The following is a 23799-nucleotide window of genomic DNA, read 5'->3' on the forward strand; positions in this document are numbered from 1 at the left end:
GAATTTTGTCGAACGCCCTGAATGTCGATCTCCCCTCAGGCGTCGATGCTCGTCCCCAGCGCGGCGTGGACCAGCCCGCCGTCGACGGTGATCGTCTCGCCCACCACATAATCCCCTGCACGGCTGGCGAGATAGATCGCAGCGCCCGCCATGTCCTCGTCCACCCCGATCCGGCCCGCCGGAATGCCGCGTGCGATCGTCTCGCCATGGTCGCGCGCCGCCTTGTTCATGTCGCTCGGGAAGGCGCCTGGCGCGATCGAGGTAACGTTGATTCCGTCGCGGACGAGTCGGGCTGCCATGCGTTTGGTGAGGAAGATCAGCGCTGATTTCGACGCATGATAGCTATATGTCTCCCAGGCGTTGAGTCGTTGGCCGTCGATCGAGGTGATGTTGATGACCTTGGCGGGCCGCGCGCGCGACCCCGCCGCCTTGAGCAGACCGTGCAGCGCCTGGGTCAGGAAGAAGGGGGACTTGACGTTGAGGTCCATCACCTTGTCCCAGCCGGCCTCGGAGAAGTCCTCGAACGGCACGCCCCAGGCGGCGCCGGCATTGTTGACGAGGATGTCGAGCCGCTCCTCGCGCTCGCCGAGTTGCGCGGCGAGCGCCTTGCAGCCGGCGACGGTGCTGACATCCTGCGGCAGCGCGATGCAATTCGGCCCCAGCTCGGCCGCCGCGGCCTCGCAGACATCGGCCTTGCGCGACGAGATATAGACCCTGGCGCCCTGCGCGACGAAGCCCGCCGCGATCATCTTGCCGATCCCGCGGCTGCCGCCGGTGACCAGCGCGACCCGGCCGTCGAGCCGGAAGAGGGTGTTGGTGTCCATGTGTCTCTCTCCCAAATGGATCGTCCCCGCTTGCGGGTGACGATGAATGTGTCCAACCCGCCGTGCCGCCGCCTTACCCGCCGCGCTTCATCGTTTCGCGGGCGATGATGACCTGCTGGATCTGGCTGGTGCCTTCGTAGATGCGGAACAGGCGCACGTCGCGGTACAGCCGTTCGATGCCGTAATCGGCGATATAGCCGGCGCCGCCGTAGATCTGCACCGCCTTGTCGGCGACGCGGCCGACCATCTCGCTGGCGAAATATTTCGCCGCCGCCGATTCGAGCACCACGTCCTCGCCGCGATCCTTGGCGCGTGCGGTCTCCAGCACCATCGCGCGGGCAACCAACGCCTCGGTCTTCATGTCGGCGATCATGCCCTGGATGAGCTGGTGAGCGGCGATCGGCTGGCCGAATTGCGTGCGGCTGCCGGCATAAGCGACGCTGTCGGCGATCAGCCGCTCGGCGACGCCGACACAGACCGCGCTGATGTGCAGCCGGCCGCGGTCGAGCACGCGCATCGCGATCTTGAAGCCCTCGCCCTCCGCGCCGAGCCGGTTGGCGGCGGGGACGGGCACGTCGTCGAAATGCACGTCCGCGACCTTCGCGCCCTTCTGCCCCATCTTCTTCTCTGGCTCGCCGATGGTGATGCCGGGCAGGTCGCGCGGCACGAGGAAGGCGGAGACGCCGCGCGCGCCCGCCTCGCCGGTGCGCGCCATGACGGTGAACAGCTGGGCGCGATCGGCGTTGGTGATGTAGCGTTTGGTGCCGGTCAGCCGGTAGACGTCGCCGTCGCGCACCGCGCGCGTCTTCACCGCGCCCGAATCGCTGCCGACATCGGGTTCGGTCAGCGCGAAGCTGGTGACGATCGCGCCGCTGGCGATTTTCGGCAACCAATGCGCCTTCTGTTCGGGTGTGCCGGCCATCACCAGCCCCTGGCTGCCGATCCCGACATTGGTGCCGAAGGTCGAGCGGAAGGCGGGCGTCGTCCGCCCCATCTCGATCGCGACGCGGCATTCCTCGATCATGTCGAGGCCGAGCCCGCCATAATCCTCGGCGATCGACAGGCCGAACAGGCCCATGTCCTTCATCTCGGCGACGATCGTGTCGGGGATGGCGTCCGCCGCCTCGACCTCCGCCTCCAGCGGCCGGAGCCGTTCGGTGACGAACCGCCGCACGGTATCGATCAGCGCATCGAAGGTTTCGGGGTCGAGAGCCATGTCGCTTCCACTGCCATCTGGGTGGGGCAAACGTACTGCGGCACGGCGGGTGCTGCAAACCCGAAATTCTAAAAGGTGCGGTACTGCTTCTCCATTGCGCCATACTGTGATTGCGGGTCGAGTGCGTTCGCGCATGTGCCGCGTCCGAGGCGCACTGCTGACGCACGGCGGTGGGAGCTTGGTCCCGGCCGGTCGCTACACCCACTTCGTCACCCCGGACTTGTTCCGGGGTCCACCGTGCGGCGAGGAGAAAGGCAGGAGAGGCCGCCGCTATGCTTGCGGCCCGGTGGACCCCGGAACCAGTCCGGGGTGACGGTGTGCATGCGGTGACGGATCGCGCCTCTCGATTGCGCTCTATCGATGGCCATCGCTGCATCCGCGCCGATAAAGGGCAGGAAAACAGCCCGATTCCGCACATTCACGCCGTTCATCGCGCAGAAAGGGACAGGGCTGCGGACGCGACTCGTCGTCTCATCGGCGCCGCAACACCGTTCGTCTCTTATGGTTTCCGCGCCCATTGGAGAAAATGAAAGCCGCTTGTAGCGACATCCTCGACGAACGGGTTTTGACCGGGGGGTCAGCAAATGACTGTAAAGACGTGGGCAGCGCGTGTTGCGCTGGTGATTTCGTGCGGCCTGATGACGGCCACTCCGGCGCTGGCACAGTTCTGGCAGTGCGCGCCCTATGCACGTGAGATCTCCGGTATCGACCTGCACGGCAACGCCAATACCTGGTGGGGCCAGGCCGCCGGTCGTTACGAGCGGGGCCATGCGCCAAAGGTCGGCGCGGTGCTCGCCTTCCAGTCGACCCGCCGCATGCGCGTCGGCCACGTCGCCATGGTGTCGCAGGTCGTCAGCGATCGCGAAGTGCTGCTCACCCACGCCAATTGGTCGCGCCCCGGCGGCATTGAGCGCAACGTCCGCGCCGTCGACGTTTCCGCTGCCGGCGACTGGAGCGAGGTGAAGGTCTGGTACGGCCCCAACGGCGGCCTCGGGACGTCGAGCTACCCGACCAACGGCTTCATCTATTCGGGCCATGCCCCCGCGGTCGACAGCGCCCCGGCCGCCGACACCGACACCAGCATCATCGCGACCGCCGCCACCGTGCCGGTGGTCCCCGTCGCGGGCCAGTAAGCGTCCCCTGTTCGTCATCCCGGTGGACGCCGGGCGCCACGACCCCGGGCGGCGCGACGTAGCGCAAAACGACGGCAATCACCGCAGCTATCGGTCCCGGCGTGCGCCGGGATGACGCGGAGCCGGTGGCCCGCTCACCCCGCCCGGAACGTCATCGCCACGCCGTTCATGCAATAGCGTTTGCCGGTCGGCTTGGGCCCATCGTCAAAGACATGGCCCAGATGGCCGCCGCACTGGCGGCAATGCACCTCGACCCGCCGCATCATCATCGATCCGTCGATGCGCGTCGCCACCGCCTGCCGCAGCGGTGCGTAGAAGCTCGGCCAGCCGGTGCCGCTCTCGAACTTGGTCCTGGACGCGAACAGCGGCTGCGCGCAGCCCTTGCAGGCGAAGGTGCCGGCGCGATGCTCGTCGTTGAGCGGGCTGGAATAGGGGCGTTCGGTGCTTTCGTGACGCAGCACCGCCCAGGCCTGATCGCCCAGCTTCTTGCGCCAGGCGGCGTCGCTCATCTGGACGGGGAAGCGCTCCGCGGCAGCGGCGGGTGCGCTCCGGCAGCCCCATAGCGCGGCGCCGGCGAGGGCCGCGGCGGCCAGCGACAAGAATGAGCGACGATCGGGTTCCTGTGACATGTCAGGAATATAGGCGCCCCGCCGGCCCCCCGCATCCCCCGCCGCCGGCCTCGGTACGCTAGCGCACGCCTCAGGCGCCGAGGCCGAAGCGGCGCATCACGCCGATGTGATCCGACAGGCGGTCGCCGTCGGCGAGCGTCCCGAAGCTGCGCGTCTGCCCCTCGGCAGTGAGCGTGCCGCGATAGGCGACGACGGTCTTGGCGCGGGCGAGCGTCGGCGTCGGTGCGATCGCCCGGCACGTCGCGCCACAGGCGGTTTCCGAGGCGGCGAGCGTCATGCCGTCGCCGCCGACCAGCGCCTGCGCCAGATAGGCCTGCCGCTCGGGATCGTTGCCGACGTTGAAGTCGCCGGCAAGGACCACCGAGGCGCCGCCGCCGCCGACCGAGCCGATGAAGGCGCGCAGCGCATCGGCCTGACGCTGATAGGCGAACAGGCTGCGGTCGTTGGCGACGCCCGAGGCGGCGCGGGCGTTGAGATGGGTGTCGACCACCACCAGCGGCGCGGTGCGGCCAGGGACCCGCAGCGCCACCGCGAGCATCCCCTTGTTGGCAAGGCAGTCGTAGCCGGCGCAGGCGAAGCGAGGGAAGGCGACGCGCCTGGCCCACAGGATGGGGTAATCGGAAAAGATCGCAAGGCCACTATCCTCGCGCGCCCCCGCGGTTTCGCCATGCCACAGGCTGGCATCGGCGAGAAAGGCGCGCTCCTGCGGCGTGGTCGCCGCCGCGCCCGCATCGTCCGCAGCCGGGCCGAAGGCGACGTAGCGATAGCCCGCGGCGGTGCCGATCGCCTTTTGCGCGGCGCCGAACGCCTCCTGCACCGCGACCACCTGCGGTCCGTCGCCGCGATCGTGCATCGCGCGCAGCTCGGCGGCGATCGATGCGGCGGCGGCGGTGCGGCCATGGGTCAGCGGCCAGGGCAGGCCCTCGACATTGTAGGACAGCAGGGTCACCGGGCCGGGCGCCGGGGCGGCGTGGAACACGGTCCGCTCCACCGCCATCACCGGCTTGGGCTCGGCAAGGCCGGTGACCAGCAGCACCGACGCCAGCAACACGACCCCAGGTATCCGCCGCATCGACCGAACTCCCCCCAACAACCTGGAATCATGTCTAGGCAGGAGCGTGTGACGCGGTGACGTAGGCGCGATGACAACAGCGTCATCTCGGACATTTTCGTGAGAAGAGCCGCCGTCGCCGGCGGCGTGCCGGCGTCAGTCGCCGCGGGTGCGCTTCCAGAACGGCTTGGCGCTGCCCGATTGCAGCACGCCGCGGCGGAACAGGCGCGCGCCGAGCGTGATGAAGAGCGTCACCCACAGCAATTGCCATGCGATCGCGGCGACATGCGGCCAAAGCGCGGGAGACATCGCCGCCTGCCCGGCCATCGCGAACGGCGACGACAGCGGGAAGAGCTGCGCGGCGGTGGCGACCCAGCTGTCCGGCCGGCTGGTGCCGGCGAGCGCCAGCGCCAGCATGCCCATCTGCACGATCGAGATCGGCAGCGCGAGCATCTGGATTTCGCGCGGCGTCGACGCCTGCGCACCGACCACGAGAAAGGCCGAGCCGAGCAGGAGGTAGGCCATCGTGAAATAGGCGAGGAACAGCGCGACGAACGCGGGCAAACCGACCGCCGCCTGGATCGCCAGCGCCGAAGCCATCTCGGCGGGCAGCAGCATGCCGAGGCGCGAGATGATCGTCCCCCAGAAGAAGACGAACAGCACCGCGACGCCGAACATGCCGAGCAACTTGCCGAGGAACACGCTCTCCAGCGGCACCGCGGCGGCGAGCACCTCGATCACCTTGTTGTTGCGCTCTTCCGCCATCGTGCCGACGACCTGGCTGGCGAGGAACAGGTTGAGCAGGAACACGCCGAACACCGCGAACGAGGCGGACTGGCGGCGATTGCCGGCGGAGCCGCGCGGCCGTTCGATCGGCGTCTTGGTGGCGGTGACCTGCGGTACCGCGCCCAGCCGCTGCGCCGCGACCGTGTCGGCGGCGAGCAAGGCGAGATAATCCGCGGCGCGGGCGCCGCGCGGCCCGTACAGCACCTGCGGCCGGTCGAGCGGGCCGTAGAGCACCGCGGTCGCCTCGAAATCGTCCGTCGCGAAGGCGGCGCGCGCCTGCGCGGCGGGGTCGCCGTCGGGCCGTTGGGTGACGAGCACCGGCGGCGCATCGTCGCTGCGACGGAAGGCAATGCGCAGCCGCGTGTCGGCCGCCGCCATCAGGCGCGCCGATGCATCCGGGACGATCGCGACGATCCGCGACTTGTCGGCGCGGCTTTCGGCGACGCTCGCCGCGCCCATGCCGCCGATCGCGGAGAAGGAGCCGAGCAGCACCGGCGCCAGCAGGAACAGCAGGAAGACGGGCGTGAACACCGTCGCGACGAAGTCGCGCCGCGCAATGGTCAGCGCCTGGCGAAGGGTACGCAGTGCGTTGCTCATGCGGCGTCTCCTGCGCCGGCGTCGCCGACGATGCGGACGAAGGCGTCGTGCAAGCCAGGCCGCTCGATCGACAGCCCGCCGATGCCATATCCCCGGTCGATCAGCGTCACCAGCAACCCTTCGATCCCGTTCGCCGGCAGCTGGAACCGCCAGCCGTTGCCATCCGGCACCGCATCGTGCGGCAGCACGTCCGCGATCGCCGCATCGGGACGCGTGGGCAGATAGCGCACCCGGCTCGGCAGCGTGCCGCGCGCCTCGTCCACCGTGCCCTCGAAGCGGCGCTTGCCGCCGGCGATGATCGCCAGCCGGTCACAGACGCGCTCGGCATGCGCCATGATATGCGTCGAGAACAGCACGGTCGCGCCGCGGTCGCGCTCGGCGAGGATCAGCGCCTCGAGCTTTTCCTGATTGACCGGATCGAGACCGGAGAAGGGCTCGTCGAGCACCAGCAGATCGGGGCGATGGACTACCGAGCCGAGCAATTGCACCAGCTGCGCCATGCCCTTGGACAGTTTCTTGATCTTCTCGTCGACGGCATGGCCGAGGCCGGCGGCCTCCATCAGCTCGGCGGCGCGGGCACGGCCGGTGCGGCGGTCGAGCCCGCGCAGCGCGCCCATGAAGGCGATCGCGTCGCGCGCCTTCATCGACGGGTAGAGCCCGCGCTCCTCGGGCAGATAGCCGACGCGGTCGCTCGCCTCGCGCGGGGCGAAATGGCCGAGCACCGATCGTCGCCCCTCGTCGGGTTCGATGATGCCCAGCAAGGTCCGCAGTGTCGTCGTCTTGCCCGCGCCATTGGGGCCGAGCACGCCATAGATGGCGCCGCGCGGCACCGCGAGATCGATCCCGTCGACGACGCGCCGTTCGCCGAAGCGCTTCACCAGATGGTCGGCGAACACCGCCAGATCGTCAGCCAAACACCCGTCCCCCCATTCGCCCCGGCCTGGCCGCGCATCCGCAACGGGATGCGTGTGTTGCCGTTGCCCTTGTGGTAGCGGGCGGACGTGTCCCAACACAAGCAGCATGCCGAAATCGAACGCCGGATCAAGGCGAAGGCGGCCGAACTCGGCTTCGTCGCCTGTGGCATCGCGCGCGCCGACGCGGCGCCGCGCACCGCCGAGCGGCTGCGCGAATGGCTGGCCGAGGGGCGCCACGGCGACATGATCTGGATGGAGGAGCGCGCCCATCACCGCGGCTCGCCCGCCGGGCTATGGCCCGAGGTGCGCAGCGTCATCGCGCTCGGCATGAGCTACGCCCCCGCCGCCGATCCGCTGCGGCTGGCGCAGGAGGGGGAGCGCGGCCGCATCTCGGTCTATGCGCAGGGCGGCGACTATCATGACGTCGTCAAGAAGGCGCTGAAGGCGCTCGGCCGCTGGCTGGCGCGGGAGGCGGGTTGCGACCTCAAGGTCTTCGTCGACACCGCGCCGGTGATGGAAAAGCCGCTCAGCGAGGCGGCGGGGCTCGGCTGGCAGGGCAAGCATACCAATTTGGTCAGCCGGGCGCATGGCAGCTGGCTGTTCCTCGGCGCGATCTACACGACGCTCGACCTCGTGCCCGGTACGCCGGGGCGCGACAGCTGCGGCTCGTGCGACGCCTGCCAGCGCGCCTGTCCGACCGACGCCTTCCCGTCGCCCTACCGGCTCGATGCGCGGCGCTGCATCTCCTATCTGACGATCGAACACGCCGGACCGATCCCGGAGGAATTCCGCGCGGGGATCGGCAACCGCATTTATGGCTGCGACGATTGCCTGGCGGTCTGCCCGTGGAACAAGTTCGCGGCGGCGGCCGCGGCGAACCTCGCCTTCCAGCCGCGTGCCGAACTCACCGCGCCGGCGCTCGCCGACCTGCTCGCGCTCGACGACGCGGGCTTCCGCCAGGTCTTCGCCGGATCGCCGATCAAGCGCATCGGCCGCAACCGCATGGTCCGCAATGCGGCGATCGCCGCCGGGAACAGCGGTGCGGCGACACTGCTGCCGCTGCTCGACCGGCTGTGCGGCGACGCGGACGCGGTGGTGGCGGAGGCGGCGGCGTGGGCGGCGGCGCAGGTGCGCGGTGCGGCGCAGGCGCCCTGATCCGCGCTCACGCCGCGCGGTGGAGCACCATCCGCACGCGCCGGCGCCGACGCGCGGTCCAGCGCGTCCGCCAGAAGCCGTAGACGGCGAGGCTGCCGAGCATCGCCAGCGCCAGCCCGGACGCGGTCATCGCCAGCTTCCAGCCGAGCCCGCCGACCTTGGCGGCGTGGACCGGGTAGAGCTTCTCCTGCAACCAGCCGCTGCCGCGTCCGTCGGCGGGATCGGCCGCGCCGACCACTGCCAGCGTCGCCGGATCGAGGTAGAGGAAGGTGCGGCCGTTCGGCGTCCATTCGAACGGCTGGCGCAGCCGCAGCGTGATCGGCTTGCCGGCCTTGCGCGGCCATTGCAGCCGCCGCGGCTCGGCATCGGGGAAGCGCGTCGCGGCGGCGGCGAAGGCGCGCGCGAAATCGGGCCGGCCGGCGTGCGGCGGGGCTGCGGGTACGTCGGGCGCCTTCGCCTTGGCCTCGCGGCCGAGCGGCGCCATCATCCATTGCCCGACCGCGGGCAGCGCCATCATCGCCCCGGTCAGCAGCGACAGCGCGAGCAGCGGCGCGGTGATCACGCCCAGGTCGCGATGGTGGTGGACGATCGCGCCCGACGTCATCTTCGCCGGCCATAGCCGCGGCCGGAACCGCGCACGCATCCGCCACCACAGCACGACGCCGCTGATCACGAAGAACAGCCCGACGAGCGCCACGATGCCTTCGGCGGTTTCGCCGGCCTCGCCGAGCAGCAGGTGATGGTGGAGGTCGAAAAGCCACAATTCGGGCCGCTGCCAGATCGCGGTCCAGCGGGCGACGACCTCGCCGCTCTGGCTGAGATAGGCACCGCTGCCGTCGGCATAGACGATCTGATGTACGCCCAGCCCCTCGCCGGCGAAGGTCATCCGCTCGATCGGCGTCGCGCCGTCGGCCACCGCATCGATGACGCGGGCCAGCGCCGCCATGTCGTGCCCGGGCGCGTCGCCGGCATGCGGTACGAAGGTCCATTGATCGCGCCACACCAGCAGCGCACCGCTCAAGCCGAGCAGCGCCAGCAACAGGCCGGCGATCGCGCCGACCCAGCGATGCAGCAGCGACAGCAGCCGGATCACAGGCCGGTTTGCCAGCTCAGCGTGAGGTTGCGCCCGCGCCCGGTGAAGAAGCGGGCGTCATCGGTCGGCCCCTGGGTGTCGCTATAGTAAGTGACGAACTGGGTATTCGCGATGTTCTGCACCGACAGCATCAGGCGCCCGATCCCGATGTCGTGGGCGACATAGGCATCGAACAGGCGGTAGCCGGCAAAGTCGTTCGCGCGCGGCTGACCATCGAAACGGCGCGACAGATACCATCGCCCTTGCGCGCCCGCCGTGAAGCCACCGCGATTATAGTCGGCGTTCAGGTTGAACCGGTCGGGCGAGATGTTGGCGCCGTCGAGGTCGGCGTCGAGGATGCCGTCCTGATTGGTGTCGGTGCGTCCGACCGTATGCGCAAAGCCGATACCCAGTTTGAGGCCCTTCACCGGCATGCGCGCCTTGATGTCGAGTTCGAGTCCCGCGATGGCGATCGGCTGGCGCATGACGTTGAAGAAGCCGTCTGCGTTGCGCACGAGCAGCGAACCGTCCTTGCTCGACGACCAATAATAAGCGGCGCTGGCTTCCACCGGGCCCTGCGTGACCTCGACGCCGACCTCGCGATTGTTGGAGATGACCGGGGTCAGATCGAGGTAGTTGTCGATATGCACGTTCGGCTTGCTGACGCCGCGCAGCACGCGCCCGATATCGGCGACGGTATAGCCCTCGGCGTAGCTGCCATAGGCCCGGACGCCCTTTGCCGGCTCCAGCACCAGCCCGCCGTTCCACAGCGCACGCGAGAAGCGCGGCTTGCCGCCCGTGACCGACTGCGCGCCGGCCGAGGCGAGCGTCGTATAATCGGGCACGTCGAGCTGCACGTTCTCGTCGCGGATGCCGCCGGCCAGCCGGACGAGGCCGTCGAACAGCTTGAGGTTCGCCTGACCGAACGGCGCGAGGCTGCGGAAGTCGGTCTGCGGCACCCACTCCCGCCGGGTCTGTACCAGCGTCTGCGCGGTGCGGTCGATCAGCGCGTCGAAGCCGAGCGTCAGCGTCAGGGCCTCGAACCCGGGTACCGCGCGCTCGTAGCTGATCTTGCCGCCGATCTTGCGCGAGACGTTGCGCGACTGGTCGAAAAGCGTGTTGATCGGGGCGATTCGCTTGTCCTGGAACGTGTCGAGGATGCCGCCTGCAAACGTGTCGCTGGTGCGATTGTAGAAGCCCTGGAGCGTGAAGGCGCCGCCCGCGAGATCGCCATCGGTCAGCGATGCCGACACCATCTCCGCAAGGCCGGTGGAGGGCTGGCCGGGCGTATGGCCACGCCGGGTCGTCGCCGGGATGCCGAGGACACGGTTGCCCGTCACCGGCACGTAATGATCGTTGCCCTGCAACCAGAAGCGATTGGCGATCACCTCGATCCGCGCGCTGTCGGACAGGTCGGCGCCGATCCGGCCGAAGAAGGACAGGCTGTCGGTGTCCTGGACCTCGCTCTGGTTGCCGTCATAGCCGATCCGCCGTCCGTGGCCGTCGAGGAAGGCGCCGCGGCGCTGGACGGCGACGCCGGCGGTCGCATCGACGGCACCGCGGCGCAGGTTGACCAGACCCGCCAGCTTGCCGCCGAGCGCCTCGCCGGCGAAAGTGTCGGCGGTATTGCCCTGCACGAGCGTCCGCGCGCTCCAGCCCTCCGTCTTCGGCGCCCGCACCGTGACCTGGTTGACCACGCCGCCGGTCGCGCCGATCCCCTGCAGCGCATTCGAGCCGTAGATCACCTCGACCCGATCGATGAAGAACGGATCGATCGTATAGCCGTCGCGATTGCCGTCGCGGATCGGCGTCGTCTGCGGGATGCCGTTGATCGCATACAGCGGCGATCGGCCGCGCAGCGTCTCGCCGACGCCGGTGATCTTCTCGCGCGTCGGCGAGAAGGAGGGTAACAGCGCCGACACCGCGTCGACGGTCGATCCCGACACCGCGACCTGCCGCGACAGCGTCTCGCGGTCGATCACGTCGGCGGTCAGCGGCAGCGCGCTGGCGGGCAGGTTGGTGCGGGCCGCGGTGATGATGATGTCGTCGCGCGCCGGCCGCTCGGCATCCTGTGCGTCGGTGACCTCCTGCGCGCAGGCGCTGCCGGCCCACAGTCCGGCGACGGCCATCAGGCCCCATGCTATCGTCATCGATCCCCCTCATGCCGCCCGCGACCCCGCCGTCAGGGACACCGCAGAGCCTCAAAGCGCGCCGAATAGAAGGCGCCAGCAGGTATCGCAAGTGTTTCGCATTAGCGGCCAAGGGCTTGCGGGGCAGCGGATGAGGTAAGTCGCCGGGATCGAAAGGGATTATTTCATGCGCCGTGCGTCCGAGGCAGCGCGATCTTCTACGGCGGAGGGGATGAGGCTCGATCGGTTCCCTTATCAGATCCGTCACCCCGGACTGGTTCCGGGGTCCACCGGGCCGCAAGAGAACGGTGTCGGATCAAACCTTTCTCCTCGCCGCAGAGTGGACCCCGGAACGAGTCCGGCGTGACGGGTGGGTTTGGAACACGGTGGACTTACAAACCCATTTGCCATCCTTCGTGGCCGCCGAGGGGGGCTTGGCTAGCGGCCGCCGTCGCGTCGGGTCAGCGCGGCGACGCAGCTGGCGCGGTCGATCGTGCTGCCGTCCGGCTCGCGCGCATCGAGATAGGTCACCCGCGGTGCGTCGGACCCTTTGGGGTAGAGATAGGCGTCGAGCACGCAGATTGGCCCGGCGAACTGGAGCTTGCGCGCCGGCCCCTCGCGGACATCCGCGTCGGGCTTGCCGAACAGGGCGACCAGACCCGCCTCGTTCTGGCCGATCACGCGCTCCAGCCCGGCGCTGGTGTAGGGGACGACCGGACGGCTCACCACCGTCGGGGCGACCGTGCCCGGCGCGGCGCAGGCGCTCGCAAAGAGGGCCAATCCGAGTGCCGCCGGTACCTTCACGCGCGTTTCCCCCATTGCGACGCATGGAACAGGTGCGTCGCCATTGCCGCCCCGAGGATCGGCGCGACGAGATTGACCAGCGGAACCACGAACAGCCCGGTGCCGACAAGTCCCAGCACGAAACGCTGCGCCCGCGTCGCCTTGCGCCAGCCCCGCATCGTCGCATCGTCCATATGCCGGCTCGCCACCATCTCGCCGAGGTCGCGGCCGAGCAGCAGCGCATTGACCAGGAAGAAGGCGATCGCCGGCCCGACCGCGGTGAACAGCAGCGCGAGATAGACGGGCACCATCAGCGCGTTGACCGCCACCGCGCGTCCCGCCGAACCGAGCCCCAGGCGTAAGGCGCGCGCGAGGCTGACCGGCCGCGCCGCCGCATGCGCGGTGGTATAATGGCGCGCCTCGACCGCGGCGACCACCTCGTCGCCGAACACGCCGAGCACCGCGACCGCGATCACCCGGAACAGCAGCCACGCGCCGAGCACGAGCAGCACCACCGCCGCCGCGCCGGCAAGGCCGCTGCCATAGCCGGTGCCGACCCAGGCCTCGAACAGCGCGCGCAGACCCGCATAGAGCAGGGCGCCCAGCGCGGCGAAGATCGCCAGCGTGACCAGCAGCGACTTGCCGAGCACGCGCAATATGGCGGGCTGGCCGAGTTGGGCGATCGACAAGGTGAGGGCGCGCAGCATGGTGCCGGGGTGGCGCGCGCGGGCGGACGCGTCAACCGCCGCCACGTTGCGTGGGGGGGCGGCTGGCCCTAGGGACGGCCTTTACGTTTTCCCCGGAGCTATATCCTTGTCCCAGCCCAAATATGACGTGGTCGCGATCGGCAATGCGATCGTCGATATCCTCAGCCAGGCCGACGACGCCTTCATCGAGTCGATCGGCGTGGCCAAGGGCTCGATGCAATTGATGTTCTCGCCGGAGGATGCCGACGCGCTCTACGCCAAGATGGGCCCGGGGCGCGAAGTGTCCGGCGGCTCGGCGGCCAACACCGTCGCGGGGATCGCGGCGCTCGGCGGGCGCACGGCGTTCATCGGCCAGGTCGCCGACGATCAGCTGGGGCAGGTCTTCGCGCATGACATCCGCGCCGCCGGCGTCGAGTTCGCCACCGTCGCGCGCCCCGGCCAGCCGACCACCGCGCGCTGCCTGATCTTCGTCACGCCCGACGGCCAGCGCACGATGAACACCTATCTGGGTGCGTCGCAGTTCCTGCCCGAGAGCGCGCTCGACCTGTCGGTGATCGAGGATGCCGCGATCCTGTACCTCGAAGGCTATCTGTGGGATCCCGAGGAGCCGCGCGCCGCGATGCGCGCCGCGATCGAGGCCGCACGCAAGGCGGGGCGCAAGGTCGCCTTCACGCTATCGGACGTCTTCTGCATCGGCCGGCACGGCGGCGACTTCCGCCAGCTCATCGCCGACGGGCTGATCGACATCCTGTTCGCCAACGAGGGCGAACTGGCGGCGCTGGCCGAGACCGAGGATTTCGATGCCGCGGTCGCCAAGCTGTCGGCGCAAGTGCCGACGCTCGTCGTAACCCGCGGTGCGCATGGCGCCTGCGCGATCCAGCATGGCAGCCGTGCCGAGGTCACCGCGGAGCCGATCGCGCAGGTCGTCGACACGACCGGTGCGGGCGACCTGTTCGCGGCGGGGTTCCTCCACGGCCAGGCGCAGGGCAAGGGGCTGGAACAGTCGCTGCGCCTCGGCGCGATCTGCGCGGCGGAGATCATCAGCCACTTCGGCGCCCGCCCCAACGTCGACATGAAGGCGCTCGCCGCCGCCAAGCTCGGCTGAGGCCGTCGCCCCTCTCCCGTCGGGAGAGGGGCGAACCGCGCGGCCGCGTATCGCCGTCGCGCGCGCTTCCCCATCATCGATACAAGGCGAAGGCGCCCGGCGCGCGCCCGCCCTGCGCCTCTGCGCGAGCATGATTCACGCGAAGGCGCAAAGGCGCGAAGAGGTCGTGGCCGGCGCGGCGGCGCGCTTCCCAGCTTGTCGATGAGAGAGAAAGGGGCATGCGCCCGCTTCGCGGCTTCGCGGCTTCGCGCGCAAAAAAGGCCGGGGGATCGCTCCCCCGGCCCGTCATGATGGCGAAGTCCGATCAGTCGAGCGGCTTGGCCAGTTCCGGCTGCATCGCCGGATCGTCGACGGTGTCGAAAATCCCGCGGCCGACATACGACCGGCTGCGGCTGTAGCCGAAATAGATCACCAGCCCGATCAGGCCCCAGCAGGGCAGGACCAGCTTGGCGGTCAGCGGCAACGACAGATAGAGGCCGACGCAGCCGACGATCGCCAGCGGCGCGACGACATAGACCGCCGGCGTGCGGAACGGCCGCTTACGACCCGGATCGGTCTTGCGCAGCACCATCACCGAAACCGCGACCATGAAGAAGGCGAACAGCGTTCCCGCGTTGGAATAGTCGGCGAGCTTGCCGACCGGCAGCACCGCCGCCGCGATCGCCGCGGCGATGCCGGTGACGACGGTGACGACGTGCGGCGTCCGGAACTTCGGGTGCACCGATGCCAGCTTCTCCGGCAGCAGGCCGTCGCGCGCCATGGTGAAGAAGATGCGGGTCTGGCCGAACATCATCATCAGCACGACCGAGGGCAGTGCCAGCACCGCGGCAAGGCCGACGAGCCGGCCGATCACCGGCCAGCCGATCGTGTCGAGGACGTGGACCAGCGCCTCCTTCGAGCAGACCAGCGGCTCGATCGCGCCGGTGGCGACGATGCTGGCGCAGCGGCCCGCCATCTCCGCCGAGCCGGGCGCGAGCACCTGGCCGGCGGTCATCACCGGCTGCGCGCCGATCGCACCGATCGCACCGCTGGCGACCAGCAGGTAGAAGATGGTGCAGATCACCAGGCTGCCGATCAGGCCGATCGGCACGTTGCGCTGCGGGTTCTTGGTCTCCTCCGCTGCGGTCGAGACCGCATCGAAGCCGACATAGGCGAAGAAGATCGACGCGGCCGCACCGAACACGCCGACGCCGCCGGTGGGCAGGAAGGGATCGAAATTGGTTGCCTTGGCCACCGGGATGGTCAGCGCGACGAAGGCGGTCAGCGCGGCGATCTTGATCAGGACCAGCACCGCGTTGACGCGGGCGCTTTCGGTGGTGCCGATGATGAGCAGCCAGGTGACAAAGCCGACGACGATCACCGCCGGAACGTTGACCCAGCCGCCGACCGCCATCGCGGTCTGCAGGTCAACGTTGGGCGTGGCGCCGAACGCGACCAGCATATGCGCCATCAGCGCGTCGGCGTTGCTGATCGCCGCAGGGAACTGGACGCCCAGCCCCCTGAGCAATCCGACCGCATGGTTGGACCAGCCGACCGCGACCGCGCTGGCGCCGACGGCATATTCGAGGATCAGCGCCCAGCCGACCATCCAGGCGAGCAATTCGCCGACGACCGCATAGGAATAGGTATAGGCCGACCCCGAGACCGGCACCATCGAGGCCAGTTCGGAATAGCAGAGCGCCGCGACGGCGCAGACGAAGCCCGCGACGACGAACGACAACAGCATGCCCGGCCCCGCCTTCTGCGCGGCCTCGGAGGTCAGGACGAAGATGCCGGTGCCGATGACGGCGCCGATCCCCAGCATGGTCAACTGGAATGCGCCGAGCGAGCGGTGGAGGCCGCGTTTTTCGGCAGTGGCGAGAATGGCGTCGAGTGGTTTGACGCGCCCGAATATCATGAAGCTCTATCCCCCCAGATGCGCACGGTCGTTGACTGCCGCCGCATGGTGAAGCGATCGATGCTAGCCCCAAACGGGACAGGTGCAATCCCCTAAGTGGATCAAGGGACGGTCGGCGCGGTGCGGGCAGGGGGTTCGGAACGCCCGTTCCGCCCGAAGCGGCGCGTTCAGCGCGACAGCATCGGGCCGAGCGGCTTGCCGCCAAAGAGGTGGACGTGGAGGTGCGGCACCTCCTGCCCGGCGTCGCCGCCGACATTCGCGAGCAGGCGATAGCCCGGCGCGACGAGGCCGTGCGCGCGGGCGACATGGCCGATCGCGCGGACGAAGCCGGCGATCTCCGCGTCCGAGCCGCGCGCGCTGAAATCGTCCCACGATACATAGGGTCCGCGCGGGATCACCAGAACGTGGATCGGCGCGACCGGCGCGATATCGTGGAAGGCGACGGCATAATCGTCCTCATACACCCGCTTCGACGGAATCTCGTCGCGCAGGATCCTGGCGAAGATATTCTGGTCGTCATAGGGCAGGGTGGCGTCGATCGGCATCAGGTCCTCCTAGCGCGAGGCTTTCTCGTCATGGCCGGACACGCCCTCGCGGCGCGCGAGTTCGGCGCGCACGTCGTCCAGCCCCAGTCCGGCATCGGCAAGCAGCACGAGCAGGTGGAAGACGAGGTCCGCCGCCTCCGGCACCAGCTTGTCCGGTTCGGCGAGCGCGGCGATCACCGTCTCGGTGGCCTCCTCGCCGACCTTCTGCGCGATCTTCGGCCGGCCCTTGGCGAACAGGCTCGCGACATAGGAGCTGCCGGGTTCGGCGGCGTCGCGGCGGGCGCGGATGGTGGCTTCCAGGCGGTCGAGCGGGTCCATGCCCCCCGCTTGGCGCGGGAAGTGGGGAAGGGTCAATCCTTCTTGGTAAAGCGATGCCGCAACGCGCGTCGGACAAGCCATAGCCCGATCGCCGCGACGACGAACAAGGCGAGGTCCGACCAGGCGGGGCCGGTGCGGGGGTGGACCGTGCCGGAATGGCCGCCCGCGACGGACGATGCCGTCAGCACGGTCATGCTGCGGTCACCTCGCCATCGCCGGCAACGAGCCAGTCGAGCGCTTCGCCGGCAGCGGCGAAGATGCGCAGATAGGGCTGGGTCATGAAGCGTTTCACCTGCAGCCGGGTGATCGCGCTGCTGGTGACGATCGCGATACGGCTGGCGCGCGGAAAGGTGCCGAGTCGCTGGTTGATCGCCGCCGCCGCCTCGACCGGCTGGACGCTGCACCCGCTCATGTACATGCGCAGCCGGTAGCCGACGCGGAACCCCTCTTCGCGAAAGCGGCGCACCAGTTCGTCCGCATAAGCGGCAACGGCAGGCTGGTCGAACAATCCGGTCCAGCGGATGTCGAGCAGGTTGAGATCGTGGCGGAACGTGATCGCATACATAGCCCGATCATGGCCGCAAACCGTTGCCGAAGCGCTAAACCCGGAGCGGCTGGCGCACCGGGATGCCGGCTGCGGCAAGCGCGGCATGCGCATCGGCGACGCTCGCCTCGCCGAAGTGGAAGATCGACGCGGCGAGCACCGCGCTGGCATGGCCATCGCGGACGCCGGCGACGAGATCGGCGAGCCCGCCGACGCCGCCGCTCGCCACCACCGGCACGCTGACCCGATCGGCGATCGCGCGGACGAGCGCGAGGTCGTAGCCGCTGCGCGTGCCGTCGCGGTCCATCGAGGTGACCAGCAACTCGCCCGCGCCGAGGTCCGCGAGGTGCAGGGCGTGGTCGATCGCGTCGAGCCCGGTCGGGCGGCGGCCGCCATGGGTGAACACCTCCCATCGCTCGCCGACGCGGCGCGCGTCGACCGAGGCGACGCAGCATTGGCTGCCGAACCGCTCGGCGATATCGGCGACGACCTCGGGCCGGGCGACCGCGGCGGAATTGACCGCGACCTTGTCCGCACCGGCGAGCAGCAGCGCGCGCGCATCCTCGGCGCTGCGCACGCCGCCGCCGACGGTGAGCGGCATGAAGCATACCGCCGCGGTGCGCCGCACCACGTCGAGGATCGTGCCGCGATCCTCGTGGGATGCGGTGATGTCGAGGAAGCAGAGTTCGTCCGCGCCGGCGGCGTCATAGGCGCGTGCCTGTTCGACCGGATCGCCGGCATCGCGCAACTCGACGAAATTGACGCCCTTGACGACGCGGCCGTTGGCGACGTCGAGGCACGGGATCACACGGGCGCGGACGGTCATGCGGAACCCCTCGAGCAGGTGAGATCACGCGAAGACGCGAAGACGCGAAGCAGGCTTTTATAGCCGCGCAGAGGCGCAGAGAGCGCAGAGGCGTTCCGTGTCGGCCGTAGCGAAACCCAGGTTTCGATACCGGACGCGACAGAATGGCCGCTGATGCGGTCGATCAGCCACGTCCGTCTCCGCGCCCTTCGCGCCTCTGCGTGCAAGCCCGGCATCTTGGCGTCTTCGCGTCTTCGCGCGATCATCCTTCCGCCCCCCGCGCGACGCTCAGCGCGGCGGCGAGGTCGAGCCGCCCGTCGTACAACGCGCGCCCGGTGATGACACCTTCGACGCCATCGCGGACGTGCAGCGCGAGGACGTGGATCTCGGCGATACCCTTGACGCCGCCGCTGGCGATCACCGGGATCGACACCGAGCGCGCGAGATCGACCGTCGCCTCGACGTTGCAGCCCTTGAGCAGCCCGTCGCGACCGACGTCGGTGAACAGGAGCGATGCCACCCCCGCATCCTCGAAACGCCGCGCGAGATCGACGACACTGGTCGTGGAGACGTCGGCCCAGCCCTTGGTCGCGACCATGCCGTCGCGGGCATCGACCGCGACGACGACGCCACCGGGGAAGTCGCGCGCGGCGCCGCGGACGAACTCCGGGTCCTCCAGCGCCGCGGTGCCGATCACGACGCGCGAGACGCCGAGGTCGAACCAGCGCTCGACGCTGGCGCGGTTGCGGATGCCGCCGCCGAGCTGGACGTGGCCGGGGAAGCGCTCGACGATGCCGCGCACCGCCTCACCGTTGACCGATTCGCCGGCAAAGGCGCCGTCAAGGTCGACGACGTGGAGATGCTGCGCGCCGGCCTCGGCGAACAGCATCGCCTGCGCGGCGGGATCGTCGCCATAGACGGTGGCGCGATCCATATCGCCCTCGGCAAGGCGCACGACCTGACCGCCCTTCAGGTCGATGGCGGGAAAGACGATGAGGCTCATATCATTCCTCCTACGCTTTAGCGGGGGAGGGGGACCGCCGGCCGTAGGCCGGTGGTGGAGGGGGCGATTCCGCAACCGCGGACCGTACCGTATCCTCCCCCTCCGTCAGCTTCGCTGCCACCTCCCCCTTGCGGGGGAGGAATGAGGTCAGGGCCGCCATGCGAGAAACCTTTCAAGCATCGCCAGCCCGTAGCGCTGGCTCTTTTCGGGGTGGAACTGCACGCCGAGCATCGTGTCGCGCGCGATCGCCGCGGTGACCGGGCCGGCATGGTCGCTGGTCGCGATCACGTCCTCGCCCTCATAGGCATAGCTGTGCAGGAAATAGGCCTCGCCCGCCGGCACCAGCGGATGCGCGCCGAGCGGCACCACGTCGTTCCAGCCCATATGCGGCACCTTGGCGTCCATCGTGCCGGGTTCGAGCTGGCGGACGCGCCCGCGCACCCAGCCGAGGCCGCGATGCTGACCCATCTCCTCGCCCACGTCCGCCATGAGCTGCATGCCGACGCAGACGCCGAGGAAGGGGACGCCCTCCTGCCGGACGCGGCGCTCCATCGCCTCGACCATCCCTGACACGGCGCGCAAGGCATTGGCGCAGGCACCGAACGCGCCGACGCCGGGCAGCACGATGCGGTCGGCCTTCGCCACCACATCGGCATCGGCGGTGACCGTCAGGTCGGTCGCCCCCGCCGCCCGCAAGGCATTCTCGACCGAATGGAGATTGCCCGCGCCGTAATCGATCAGCGCGATCGTCATGACAGGAGATCGGCGAGCGGCGTCGCCGCCATGCTCGCGGTAAAGGGAGTGATTTCCGCCGTCGCCAGCCCGCGCGAGACGAACGGGTCCTTGGCGATCAGTTCCTCGGTCACCGTCTTGCCGCCGATCGCGATGATGATGCCGCCGGTGCGCGGCTGCTTGCGGCCCGAGGCGAGCAGCAGGCCGTTTGCATAGGCGTCGGACAGCCAGTCGACGTGGTCGCTCATCGCCGCGTCGATCGCGTCGAGGTCGTTGCCATAGGTCAGCGATACGACGCACAGGCTGGTGCCGGGGCGGACGAAGGGCTCGCTCACAAGACGCCCTTGGTCGAGGGGATCGCATCCGCCTTGCGCGGGTCGATCTCGACCGCGGTACGCAGCGCGCGGGCGAGGCCCTTGTATGCCGCCTCGACGATATGATGGTTGTTGCTGCCGTACAGCGTCTCGACGTGGAGCGTGATCCCCGCGGTCTGCGCGAAACTGTGAAACCAATGTTCGATCAGCTCGGTGTCGAGCTCCCCGAGCCGCGAGACGGTGAAGGCGGTCTTCCACACCAGCCACGGCCGCCCCGAGATGTCGAGCGCGACGCGGGTCAGCGTCTCGTCCATCGGCGAGAGCGCGTCGCCGTAGCGGCGGATCCCGCGCTTGTCGCCGAGCGCCTGCGCCACGGCCTGGCCGAGTGCCAGCGCAGAATCCTCAACGGTGTGGTGGCCGTCGATATGCAGGTCGCCGTCGACCTTCAGGTCGATGTCGATCAGGCCGTGGCGGCTGAGCTGTTCGACCATGTGATCGAGAAAGCCGATGCCGGTCTTGATCGAATAGACGCCGGTGCCGTCGAGGTTGACGGTGACGTCGATCCGCGTTTCGGCGGTGGAGCGGTTGATCGTGGCAATGCGCATGTCGGCTCGTCCCATAGGAGCGTGTGTCGTCACGCACAATCTTGACCCGACCGGGCGATACGCTACCCAAGGGGCATGACTGACGGCCTTCCTGATAGCCTTATCCCGTATGACGAGATCGTCCAGGAGGCGCTGCGTGCCGTCGTGGGACGCGTGCTCGGCTCCGTCGCCGAATCGGGTGGCCTGCCCGGCGAGCACCATTTCTACATCACCTTCAAGACGCAGGCGCCCGGCGTCGACATCCCGCAGCGGCTGATCGAGCGATTCCCGGACGAGATGACGATCGTGCTGCAGAACCGCTATTGGGACCTGCTGGTCGACGAACGGAAGTTCTCCGTCGGGCTGAGCTTCAACCAGGTGCCGTCGAAGCTGGTCATCCCCTATTCGGCGATCACCGGCTTCCATGATCCGGCGGTGAACTTCGAACTGCGCTTCCAGGCGACCGAAGATCCCAATGATGGGCCGGAGCCGCATGACGAGGCCGAGAACGACGGCCCGACCGCGACCCCGGCGGCGGACGGTTCGAACGTCGTGAGCGTGGACTTCAAGCGGAAGAAATAGGGATCGCGGTCGTCGCTGCGCCGAAAGGCTCGGACCGCGATGCGGTTCTCGCGCGGTTAGGTTGCGGTCAATGACGTCCCGGTCGGTCCGGCCGAACGCCATCCGATAGCGATTTGGGTATCCCGGGCTTCTCAGGCCATGCTTGGGCATCTGCGACAATACCGGGGACGGTCGTGCGGTAGTTGAGTGCTGCCTCCGGCATGCCACCTCTCCCTTGCAGGCAGGGCGACCGGCTCACGCGAGCGTTCCTATGTAATAGCTCTGACCTTGCGGGGGAGTGCCTCACGTCTCAACCGCCTCGCGAATGCGACGTCCGTGGGACGCTGCCGGGGTTGTACCGGCCATTGCCGTTGGCAGCCCTTGAATCCGGCAATGCGGCCTTTGATATTACGTCGCATGAGCACGCGCACCGAAACCGATTCGATCGGCCCGATCGAAGTCCCCGCCGACGCCTATTGGGGCGCGCAGACCGAGCGAAGCCTCGAGAACTTCCCGTTCGGGCCGCGCGAGCGGATGCCGGTCGAGATCGTCCACGCACTCGCGATCGTCAAACAGGCGGCGGCGCGGGTGAACCGGCGGCATGGGCTGGCCGCGGACAAGGCCGATGCGATCGAGGCCGCCGCCACCGAGATCGCCGCGGGCAAGCTCGATGAGCAATTCCCGCTGGTCATCTGGCAGACCGGCAGCGGCACGCAGTCGAACATGAACGTCAACGAGGTGATCGCCGGCCGCGCCAACGAGCAGCTCGCCGGCACCCGCGGCGGCAAGGCGCCGGTCCATCCCAACGACGACGTCAACCGCGGCCAGTCGTCCAACGACAGCTTCCCGACCGCGCTCCACGTCGCCGCGGCGCTGGCCGTCACGCGACAGCTCTATCCGGCGCTCGACCGGCTGCATGACGCGCTTGCCGCGAAGGCGCGCGAATGGGACGATCTGGTCAAGATCGGCCGCACGCACCTTCAGGATGCGACGCCGTTGACCTTGGGGCAGGAGTTCTCGGGTTACGTCCAGCAGCTTGCCAATGCGCGCGACCGGATCGCGAGCACGCTGGAGCGCAACATCATGCCGCTCGCGCAGGGCGGCACGGCGGTCGGCACCGGGCTGAACGCGCCCGCCGGCTTTGCCGAGGCGGTCGCGGCGGAGATCGCATCGCTCACCGGCCTGCCGTTCGTCACCGCACCCAACAAGTTCGAGGCGCTGGCCTCGAACGACGGTCTGGTCGACCTTCACGGCGCGCTCAACGTGCTCGCGGTGGCGCTGACCAAGATCGCCAACGACATCCGCCTGCTCGGGTCGGGGCCGCGCTCGGGTCTCGGCGAGCTGGAACTGCCTGCCAACGAGCCGGGCAGCTCGATCATGCCCGGCAAGGTCAACCCGACGCAGGCCGAGATGCTGACCATGGTCGCCGCGCAGGTGATGGGCAACAACGTCGCGGTCACCGTCGGCGGTCTGCAGGGGCATATGGAGCTCAACGTCTTCAAGCCGCTGATCGGTGCCAATGTGCTGCGGTCGATCGCCTTGCTCAGTGTCGGCATGCAGAGCTTCGCCGAGCGCACCGTCGACGGGCTCAAGGCGAATCGCGACCGGATCGGGCAATTGGTCGAACAGTCGCTGATGCTCGTCACCGCGCTCGCGCCCGAGGTCGGCTATGACAATGCCGCCAAGATCGCCAAGCATGCGCATCAGAAGGGGCAGACGCTCAAGCAAGCGGGGCTGGAACTGGGACTGGTCGACGAGGCGACGTTCGACCGGCTGGTGCGGCCGGAGACGATGATCGGGCGCTGACCGGCGCGGCGGACAAGTTCCGGAACGGCCCCGTCGCGAGGAACTTCCCCCGCCGTCGCGCGCTTCCATGACCGCAACGCTAGGAGGGGACGGACGTGAGCACCACAACCACGGGCGCGCTGATCGGCGCCGCGATCGATTCGCTGTCGGGAGACGACGATGGCGTCGCCGACGGCGCGATCATCGGCGCGGTGACCGCCAATGTGCTGAAGGTCGTGCTGCCGCTCGCCGTCACTTATGCGGTGGGCTGGGCCGTCCTGCGCGGCGCAGCGGAACTCAAGGACCAGATTTTCGGAAAGGTGGAAGCATGATCGGCAGGATTATCGGTGCACTCGTCGGACGTGAGATCGATCGGCGCGATGGCCGTGGCGGCCTGAAGGGCGCGGCGATCGGCGCGCTGTCGATGGGCGCGATGCGGCGCATGGGGCCGCTCGGCCTGCTGCTCGGCGGCGGCTATGTCGCCAAGAAGGCCTATGACCGTCGCCGCCAGTCGCGCGACCTGTAATCGACTGATCCTCCCGCGCGCGGCGCGGGAGGATGTTCGCTTTCGCGACTTTTCAGCCGGCTGCGCTTGACGCCCGGCCCCGGC

At 69.1% G+C, this 23799-nt stretch carries 27 protein-coding genes; 7 read left to right on the top strand and 20 right to left on the bottom strand.

Going from position 1 to position 23799, the window contains the following annotated elements; translation table 11 throughout:
- Nucleotides 1-35 precede the first annotated feature (35 nt).
- Both HD841_RS10830 and HD841_RS10835 read right to left on the bottom strand, forming a co-directional pair.
- Nucleotides 36-824 carry an SDR family oxidoreductase gene (locus HD841_RS10830; RefSeq protein WP_179508919.1) on the bottom strand — a complete coding sequence of 263 codons (789 nt, stop codon included), beginning with the start codon at nucleotides 822-824 and terminating at the stop codon, nucleotides 36-38.
- A gap of 73 nt (nucleotides 825-897) precedes the next feature.
- Nucleotides 898-2040, bottom strand: coding sequence for an acyl-CoA dehydrogenase family protein (locus tag HD841_RS10835; RefSeq protein WP_179508920.1), 1143 nt, complete (start codon nucleotides 2038-2040; stop codon nucleotides 898-900).
- A gap of 584 nt (nucleotides 2041-2624) precedes the next feature.
- Between HD841_RS10835 and HD841_RS10840 the strand changes: the two genes are divergently transcribed.
- Nucleotides 2625-3173, top strand: coding sequence for a CHAP domain-containing protein (locus tag HD841_RS10840; protein ID WP_179508921.1), 549 nt, complete (start codon nucleotides 2625-2627; stop codon nucleotides 3171-3173).
- A gap of 134 nt (nucleotides 3174-3307) precedes the next feature.
- Here the strand turns inward: HD841_RS10840 and msrB are convergent, their stop codons facing one another.
- The 4 genes from msrB to HD841_RS10860 all read right to left on the bottom strand — a co-directional run bounded on the left by msrB (nucleotide 3308) and on the right by HD841_RS10860 (nucleotide 7150).
- Entirely contained in the window at nucleotides 3308-3802 is a 495-nt protein-coding gene (gene msrB, locus HD841_RS10845; protein ID WP_179508922.1) for a peptide-methionine (R)-S-oxide reductase MsrB, read from the bottom strand.
- Between the two features lie 70 nt (nucleotides 3803-3872).
- Nucleotides 3873-4874 (bottom strand): endonuclease/exonuclease/phosphatase family protein, encoded by a 1002-nt coding sequence (locus HD841_RS10850; protein WP_179508923.1) that lies wholly within the window; start codon nucleotides 4872-4874, stop codon nucleotides 3873-3875.
- A gap of 135 nt (nucleotides 4875-5009) precedes the next feature.
- Complete coding sequence (locus tag HD841_RS10855) at nucleotides 5010-6236, bottom strand: ABC transporter permease (RefSeq protein WP_179508924.1); 1227 nt, start codon at nucleotides 6234-6236, stop codon at nucleotides 5010-5012.
- Nucleotides 6233-7150 (bottom strand): ABC transporter ATP-binding protein, encoded by a 918-nt coding sequence (locus HD841_RS10860; protein ID WP_179508925.1) that lies wholly within the window; start codon nucleotides 7148-7150, stop codon nucleotides 6233-6235. The genes HD841_RS10855 and HD841_RS10860 overlap by 4 nt, the downstream gene beginning before the upstream one ends.
- Before the next feature lie 87 nt (nucleotides 7151-7237).
- Here HD841_RS10860 and queG point away from each other — a divergent pair, with 87 nt between their 5' ends.
- Entirely contained in the window at nucleotides 7238-8305 is a 1068-nt protein-coding gene (gene queG / locus HD841_RS10865; RefSeq protein ID WP_373562996.1) for a tRNA epoxyqueuosine(34) reductase QueG, read from the top strand.
- A 7-nt stretch (nucleotides 8306-8312) separates the two neighbouring features.
- Here queG and HD841_RS10870 read toward each other — a convergent pair whose 3' ends face one another.
- The 4 genes from HD841_RS10870 to HD841_RS10885 form a co-directional block, all read right to left on the bottom strand.
- Nucleotides 8313-9398, bottom strand: a complete 1086-nt coding sequence (locus HD841_RS10870; RefSeq protein ID WP_373562997.1) for a PepSY-associated TM helix domain-containing protein — start codon at nucleotides 9396-9398, stop codon at nucleotides 8313-8315.
- The gene (locus tag HD841_RS10875; RefSeq protein WP_179508926.1) at nucleotides 9395-11527 is read right to left on the bottom strand and encodes a TonB-dependent receptor; all 2133 of its coding nucleotides are present in this window, start codon (nucleotides 11525-11527) and stop codon (nucleotides 9395-9397) included. Before HD841_RS10875 ends, HD841_RS10870 begins: the two co-directional genes overlap by 4 nt.
- A gap of 417 nt (nucleotides 11528-11944) precedes the next feature.
- On the bottom strand, nucleotides 11945-12325 hold the full coding sequence (locus HD841_RS10880; RefSeq protein ID WP_179508927.1) for a hypothetical protein: 381 nt from the start codon (nucleotides 12323-12325) through the stop codon (nucleotides 11945-11947).
- Complete coding sequence (locus HD841_RS10885) at nucleotides 12307-12996, bottom strand: EI24 domain-containing protein (RefSeq protein WP_179508928.1); 690 nt, start codon at nucleotides 12994-12996, stop codon at nucleotides 12307-12309. The genes HD841_RS10880 and HD841_RS10885 overlap by 19 nt, the downstream gene beginning before the upstream one ends.
- 106 nt (nucleotides 12997-13102) lie before the next feature.
- Between HD841_RS10885 and HD841_RS10890 the strand changes: the two genes are divergently transcribed.
- On the top strand, nucleotides 13103-14101 hold the full coding sequence (locus HD841_RS10890; RefSeq protein ID WP_179508929.1) for an adenosine kinase: 999 nt from the start codon (nucleotides 13103-13105) through the stop codon (nucleotides 14099-14101).
- A gap of 304 nt (nucleotides 14102-14405) precedes the next feature.
- Here HD841_RS10890 and HD841_RS10895 read toward each other — a convergent pair whose 3' ends face one another.
- The 10 genes from HD841_RS10895 to hisB form a co-directional block, all read right to left on the bottom strand.
- Nucleotides 14406-15998, bottom strand: a complete 1593-nt coding sequence (locus HD841_RS10895; RefSeq protein ID WP_179508930.1) for an amino acid permease — start codon at nucleotides 15996-15998, stop codon at nucleotides 14406-14408.
- 167 nt (nucleotides 15999-16165) lie between these two features.
- The gene (locus tag HD841_RS10900) at nucleotides 16166-16543 is read right to left on the bottom strand and encodes a histidine triad nucleotide-binding protein (RefSeq protein ID WP_179508931.1); all 378 of its coding nucleotides are present in this window, start codon (nucleotides 16541-16543) and stop codon (nucleotides 16166-16168) included.
- A 9-nt stretch (nucleotides 16544-16552) separates the two neighbouring features.
- Entirely contained in the window at nucleotides 16553-16861 is a 309-nt protein-coding gene (locus HD841_RS10905; protein WP_179508932.1) for a phosphoribosyl-ATP diphosphatase, read from the bottom strand.
- Between the two features lie 32 nt (nucleotides 16862-16893).
- On the bottom strand, nucleotides 16894-17055 hold the full coding sequence (locus HD841_RS10910) for a hypothetical protein (RefSeq protein ID WP_179508933.1): 162 nt from the start codon (nucleotides 17053-17055) through the stop codon (nucleotides 16894-16896).
- Nucleotides 17052-17426: an STAS/SEC14 domain-containing protein gene (locus HD841_RS10915; RefSeq protein ID WP_179508934.1), complete on the bottom strand. Its 375-nt coding sequence runs from the start codon at nucleotides 17424-17426 to the stop codon at nucleotides 17052-17054. The genes HD841_RS10910 and HD841_RS10915 overlap by 4 nt, the downstream gene beginning before the upstream one ends.
- A 34-nt stretch (nucleotides 17427-17460) precedes the next feature.
- A complete protein-coding gene (gene hisF, locus HD841_RS10920; protein WP_179508935.1) occupies nucleotides 17461-18231 on the bottom strand; it encodes an imidazole glycerol phosphate synthase subunit HisF in 771 nt (256 codons plus the stop codon).
- A 241-nt stretch (nucleotides 18232-18472) separates the two neighbouring features.
- A complete protein-coding gene (gene hisA / locus HD841_RS10925; RefSeq protein ID WP_179508936.1) occupies nucleotides 18473-19213 on the bottom strand; it encodes a 1-(5-phosphoribosyl)-5-[(5-phosphoribosylamino)methylideneamino]imidazole-4-carboxamide isomerase in 741 nt (246 codons plus the stop codon).
- A gap of 147 nt (nucleotides 19214-19360) precedes the next feature.
- Nucleotides 19361-19966: an imidazole glycerol phosphate synthase subunit HisH gene (hisH, locus tag HD841_RS10930; RefSeq protein WP_179508937.1), complete on the bottom strand. Its 606-nt coding sequence runs from the start codon at nucleotides 19964-19966 to the stop codon at nucleotides 19361-19363.
- Nucleotides 19963-20280, bottom strand: a complete 318-nt coding sequence (locus HD841_RS10935; RefSeq protein WP_179508938.1) for a YciI family protein — start codon at nucleotides 20278-20280, stop codon at nucleotides 19963-19965. The genes hisH and HD841_RS10935 overlap by 4 nt, the downstream gene beginning before the upstream one ends.
- Nucleotides 20277-20864 (bottom strand): imidazoleglycerol-phosphate dehydratase HisB, encoded by a 588-nt coding sequence (hisB, locus tag HD841_RS10940; protein WP_137899362.1) that lies wholly within the window; start codon nucleotides 20862-20864, stop codon nucleotides 20277-20279. Before hisB ends, HD841_RS10935 begins: the two co-directional genes overlap by 4 nt.
- A gap of 75 nt (nucleotides 20865-20939) precedes the next feature.
- On the opposite strand from hisB, the gene HD841_RS10945 reads away from it, so the two are divergent.
- From HD841_RS10945 to HD841_RS10960, 4 genes are all read left to right on the top strand, one after another.
- A complete protein-coding gene (locus HD841_RS10945; protein WP_179508939.1) occupies nucleotides 20940-21425 on the top strand; it encodes an SspB family protein in 486 nt (161 codons plus the stop codon).
- Between the two features lie 396 nt (nucleotides 21426-21821).
- A complete protein-coding gene (gene fumC, locus HD841_RS10950) occupies nucleotides 21822-23210 on the top strand; it encodes a class II fumarate hydratase (RefSeq protein ID WP_179508940.1) in 1389 nt (462 codons plus the stop codon).
- Between the two features lie 95 nt (nucleotides 23211-23305).
- The gene (locus tag HD841_RS10955) at nucleotides 23306-23521 is read left to right on the top strand and encodes a hypothetical protein (RefSeq protein WP_179508941.1); all 216 of its coding nucleotides are present in this window, start codon (nucleotides 23306-23308) and stop codon (nucleotides 23519-23521) included.
- A complete protein-coding gene (locus HD841_RS10960; RefSeq protein ID WP_179508942.1) occupies nucleotides 23518-23715 on the top strand; it encodes a hypothetical protein in 198 nt (65 codons plus the stop codon). Before HD841_RS10955 ends, HD841_RS10960 begins: the two co-directional genes overlap by 4 nt.
- Nucleotides 23716-23799: the final 84 nt, after the last annotated feature.

The sequence above is a fragment of the Sphingomonas melonis genome (assembly GCF_013409985.1).
GTDB classification, from domain to species: domain Bacteria; phylum Pseudomonadota; class Alphaproteobacteria; order Sphingomonadales; family Sphingomonadaceae; genus Sphingomonas; species Sphingomonas melonis_A.

Bases quoted from the DNA above. Each gene is read 5' to 3' on its own strand.
- HD841_RS10830 (WP_179508919.1), bottom strand. From the start codon at position 824: ATGGACACCAACACCCTCTTCCGGCTCGACGGCCGGGTCGCGCTGGTC.
- HD841_RS10835 (WP_179508920.1), bottom strand. From the start codon at position 2,040: ATGGCTCTCGACCCCGAAACCTTCGATGCGCTGATCGATACCGTGCGG.
- HD841_RS10840 (WP_179508921.1), top strand. From the start codon at position 2,625: ATGACTGTAAAGACGTGGGCAGCGCGTGTTGCGCTGGTGATTTCGTGC.
- msrB (WP_179508922.1), bottom strand. From the start codon at position 3,802: ATGTCACAGGAACCCGATCGTCGCTCATTCTTGTCGCTGGCCGCCGCG.
- HD841_RS10850 (WP_179508923.1), bottom strand. From the start codon at position 4,874: ATGCGGCGGATACCTGGGGTCGTGTTGCTGGCGTCGGTGCTGCTGGTC.
- HD841_RS10855 (WP_179508924.1), bottom strand. From the start codon at position 6,236: ATGAGCAACGCACTGCGTACCCTTCGCCAGGCGCTGACCATTGCGCGG.
- HD841_RS10875 (WP_179508926.1), bottom strand. From the start codon at position 11,527: ATGACGATAGCATGGGGCCTGATGGCCGTCGCCGGACTGTGGGCCGGC.
- HD841_RS10880 (WP_179508927.1), bottom strand. From the start codon at position 12,325: ATGGGGGAAACGCGCGTGAAGGTACCGGCGGCACTCGGATTGGCCCTC.
- HD841_RS10885 (WP_179508928.1), bottom strand. From the start codon at position 12,996: ATGCTGCGCGCCCTCACCTTGTCGATCGCCCAACTCGGCCAGCCCGCC.
- HD841_RS10895 (WP_179508930.1), bottom strand. From the start codon at position 15,998: ATGATATTCGGGCGCGTCAAACCACTCGACGCCATTCTCGCCACTGCC.
- HD841_RS10900 (WP_179508931.1), bottom strand. From the start codon at position 16,543: ATGCCGATCGACGCCACCCTGCCCTATGACGACCAGAATATCTTCGCC.
- HD841_RS10905 (WP_179508932.1), bottom strand. From the start codon at position 16,861: ATGGACCCGCTCGACCGCCTGGAAGCCACCATCCGCGCCCGCCGCGAC.
- HD841_RS10910 (WP_179508933.1), bottom strand. From the start codon at position 17,055: ATGACCGTGCTGACGGCATCGTCCGTCGCGGGCGGCCATTCCGGCACG.
- HD841_RS10915 (WP_179508934.1), bottom strand. From the start codon at position 17,426: ATGTATGCGATCACGTTCCGCCACGATCTCAACCTGCTCGACATCCGC.
- hisF (WP_179508935.1), bottom strand. From the start codon at position 18,231: ATGACCGTCCGCGCCCGTGTGATCCCGTGCCTCGACGTCGCCAACGGC.
- hisA (WP_179508936.1), bottom strand. From the start codon at position 19,213: ATGAGCCTCATCGTCTTTCCCGCCATCGACCTGAAGGGCGGTCAGGTC.
- hisH (WP_179508937.1), bottom strand. From the start codon at position 19,966: ATGACGATCGCGCTGATCGATTACGGCGCGGGCAATCTCCATTCGGTC.
- hisB (WP_137899362.1), bottom strand. From the start codon at position 20,864: ATGCGCATTGCCACGATCAACCGCTCCACCGCCGAAACGCGGATCGAC.
- HD841_RS10945 (WP_179508939.1), top strand. From the start codon at position 20,940: ATGACTGACGGCCTTCCTGATAGCCTTATCCCGTATGACGAGATCGTC.
- fumC (WP_179508940.1), top strand. From the start codon at position 21,822: ATGAGCACGCGCACCGAAACCGATTCGATCGGCCCGATCGAAGTCCCC.
- HD841_RS10960 (WP_179508942.1), top strand. From the start codon at position 23,518: ATGATCGGCAGGATTATCGGTGCACTCGTCGGACGTGAGATCGATCGG.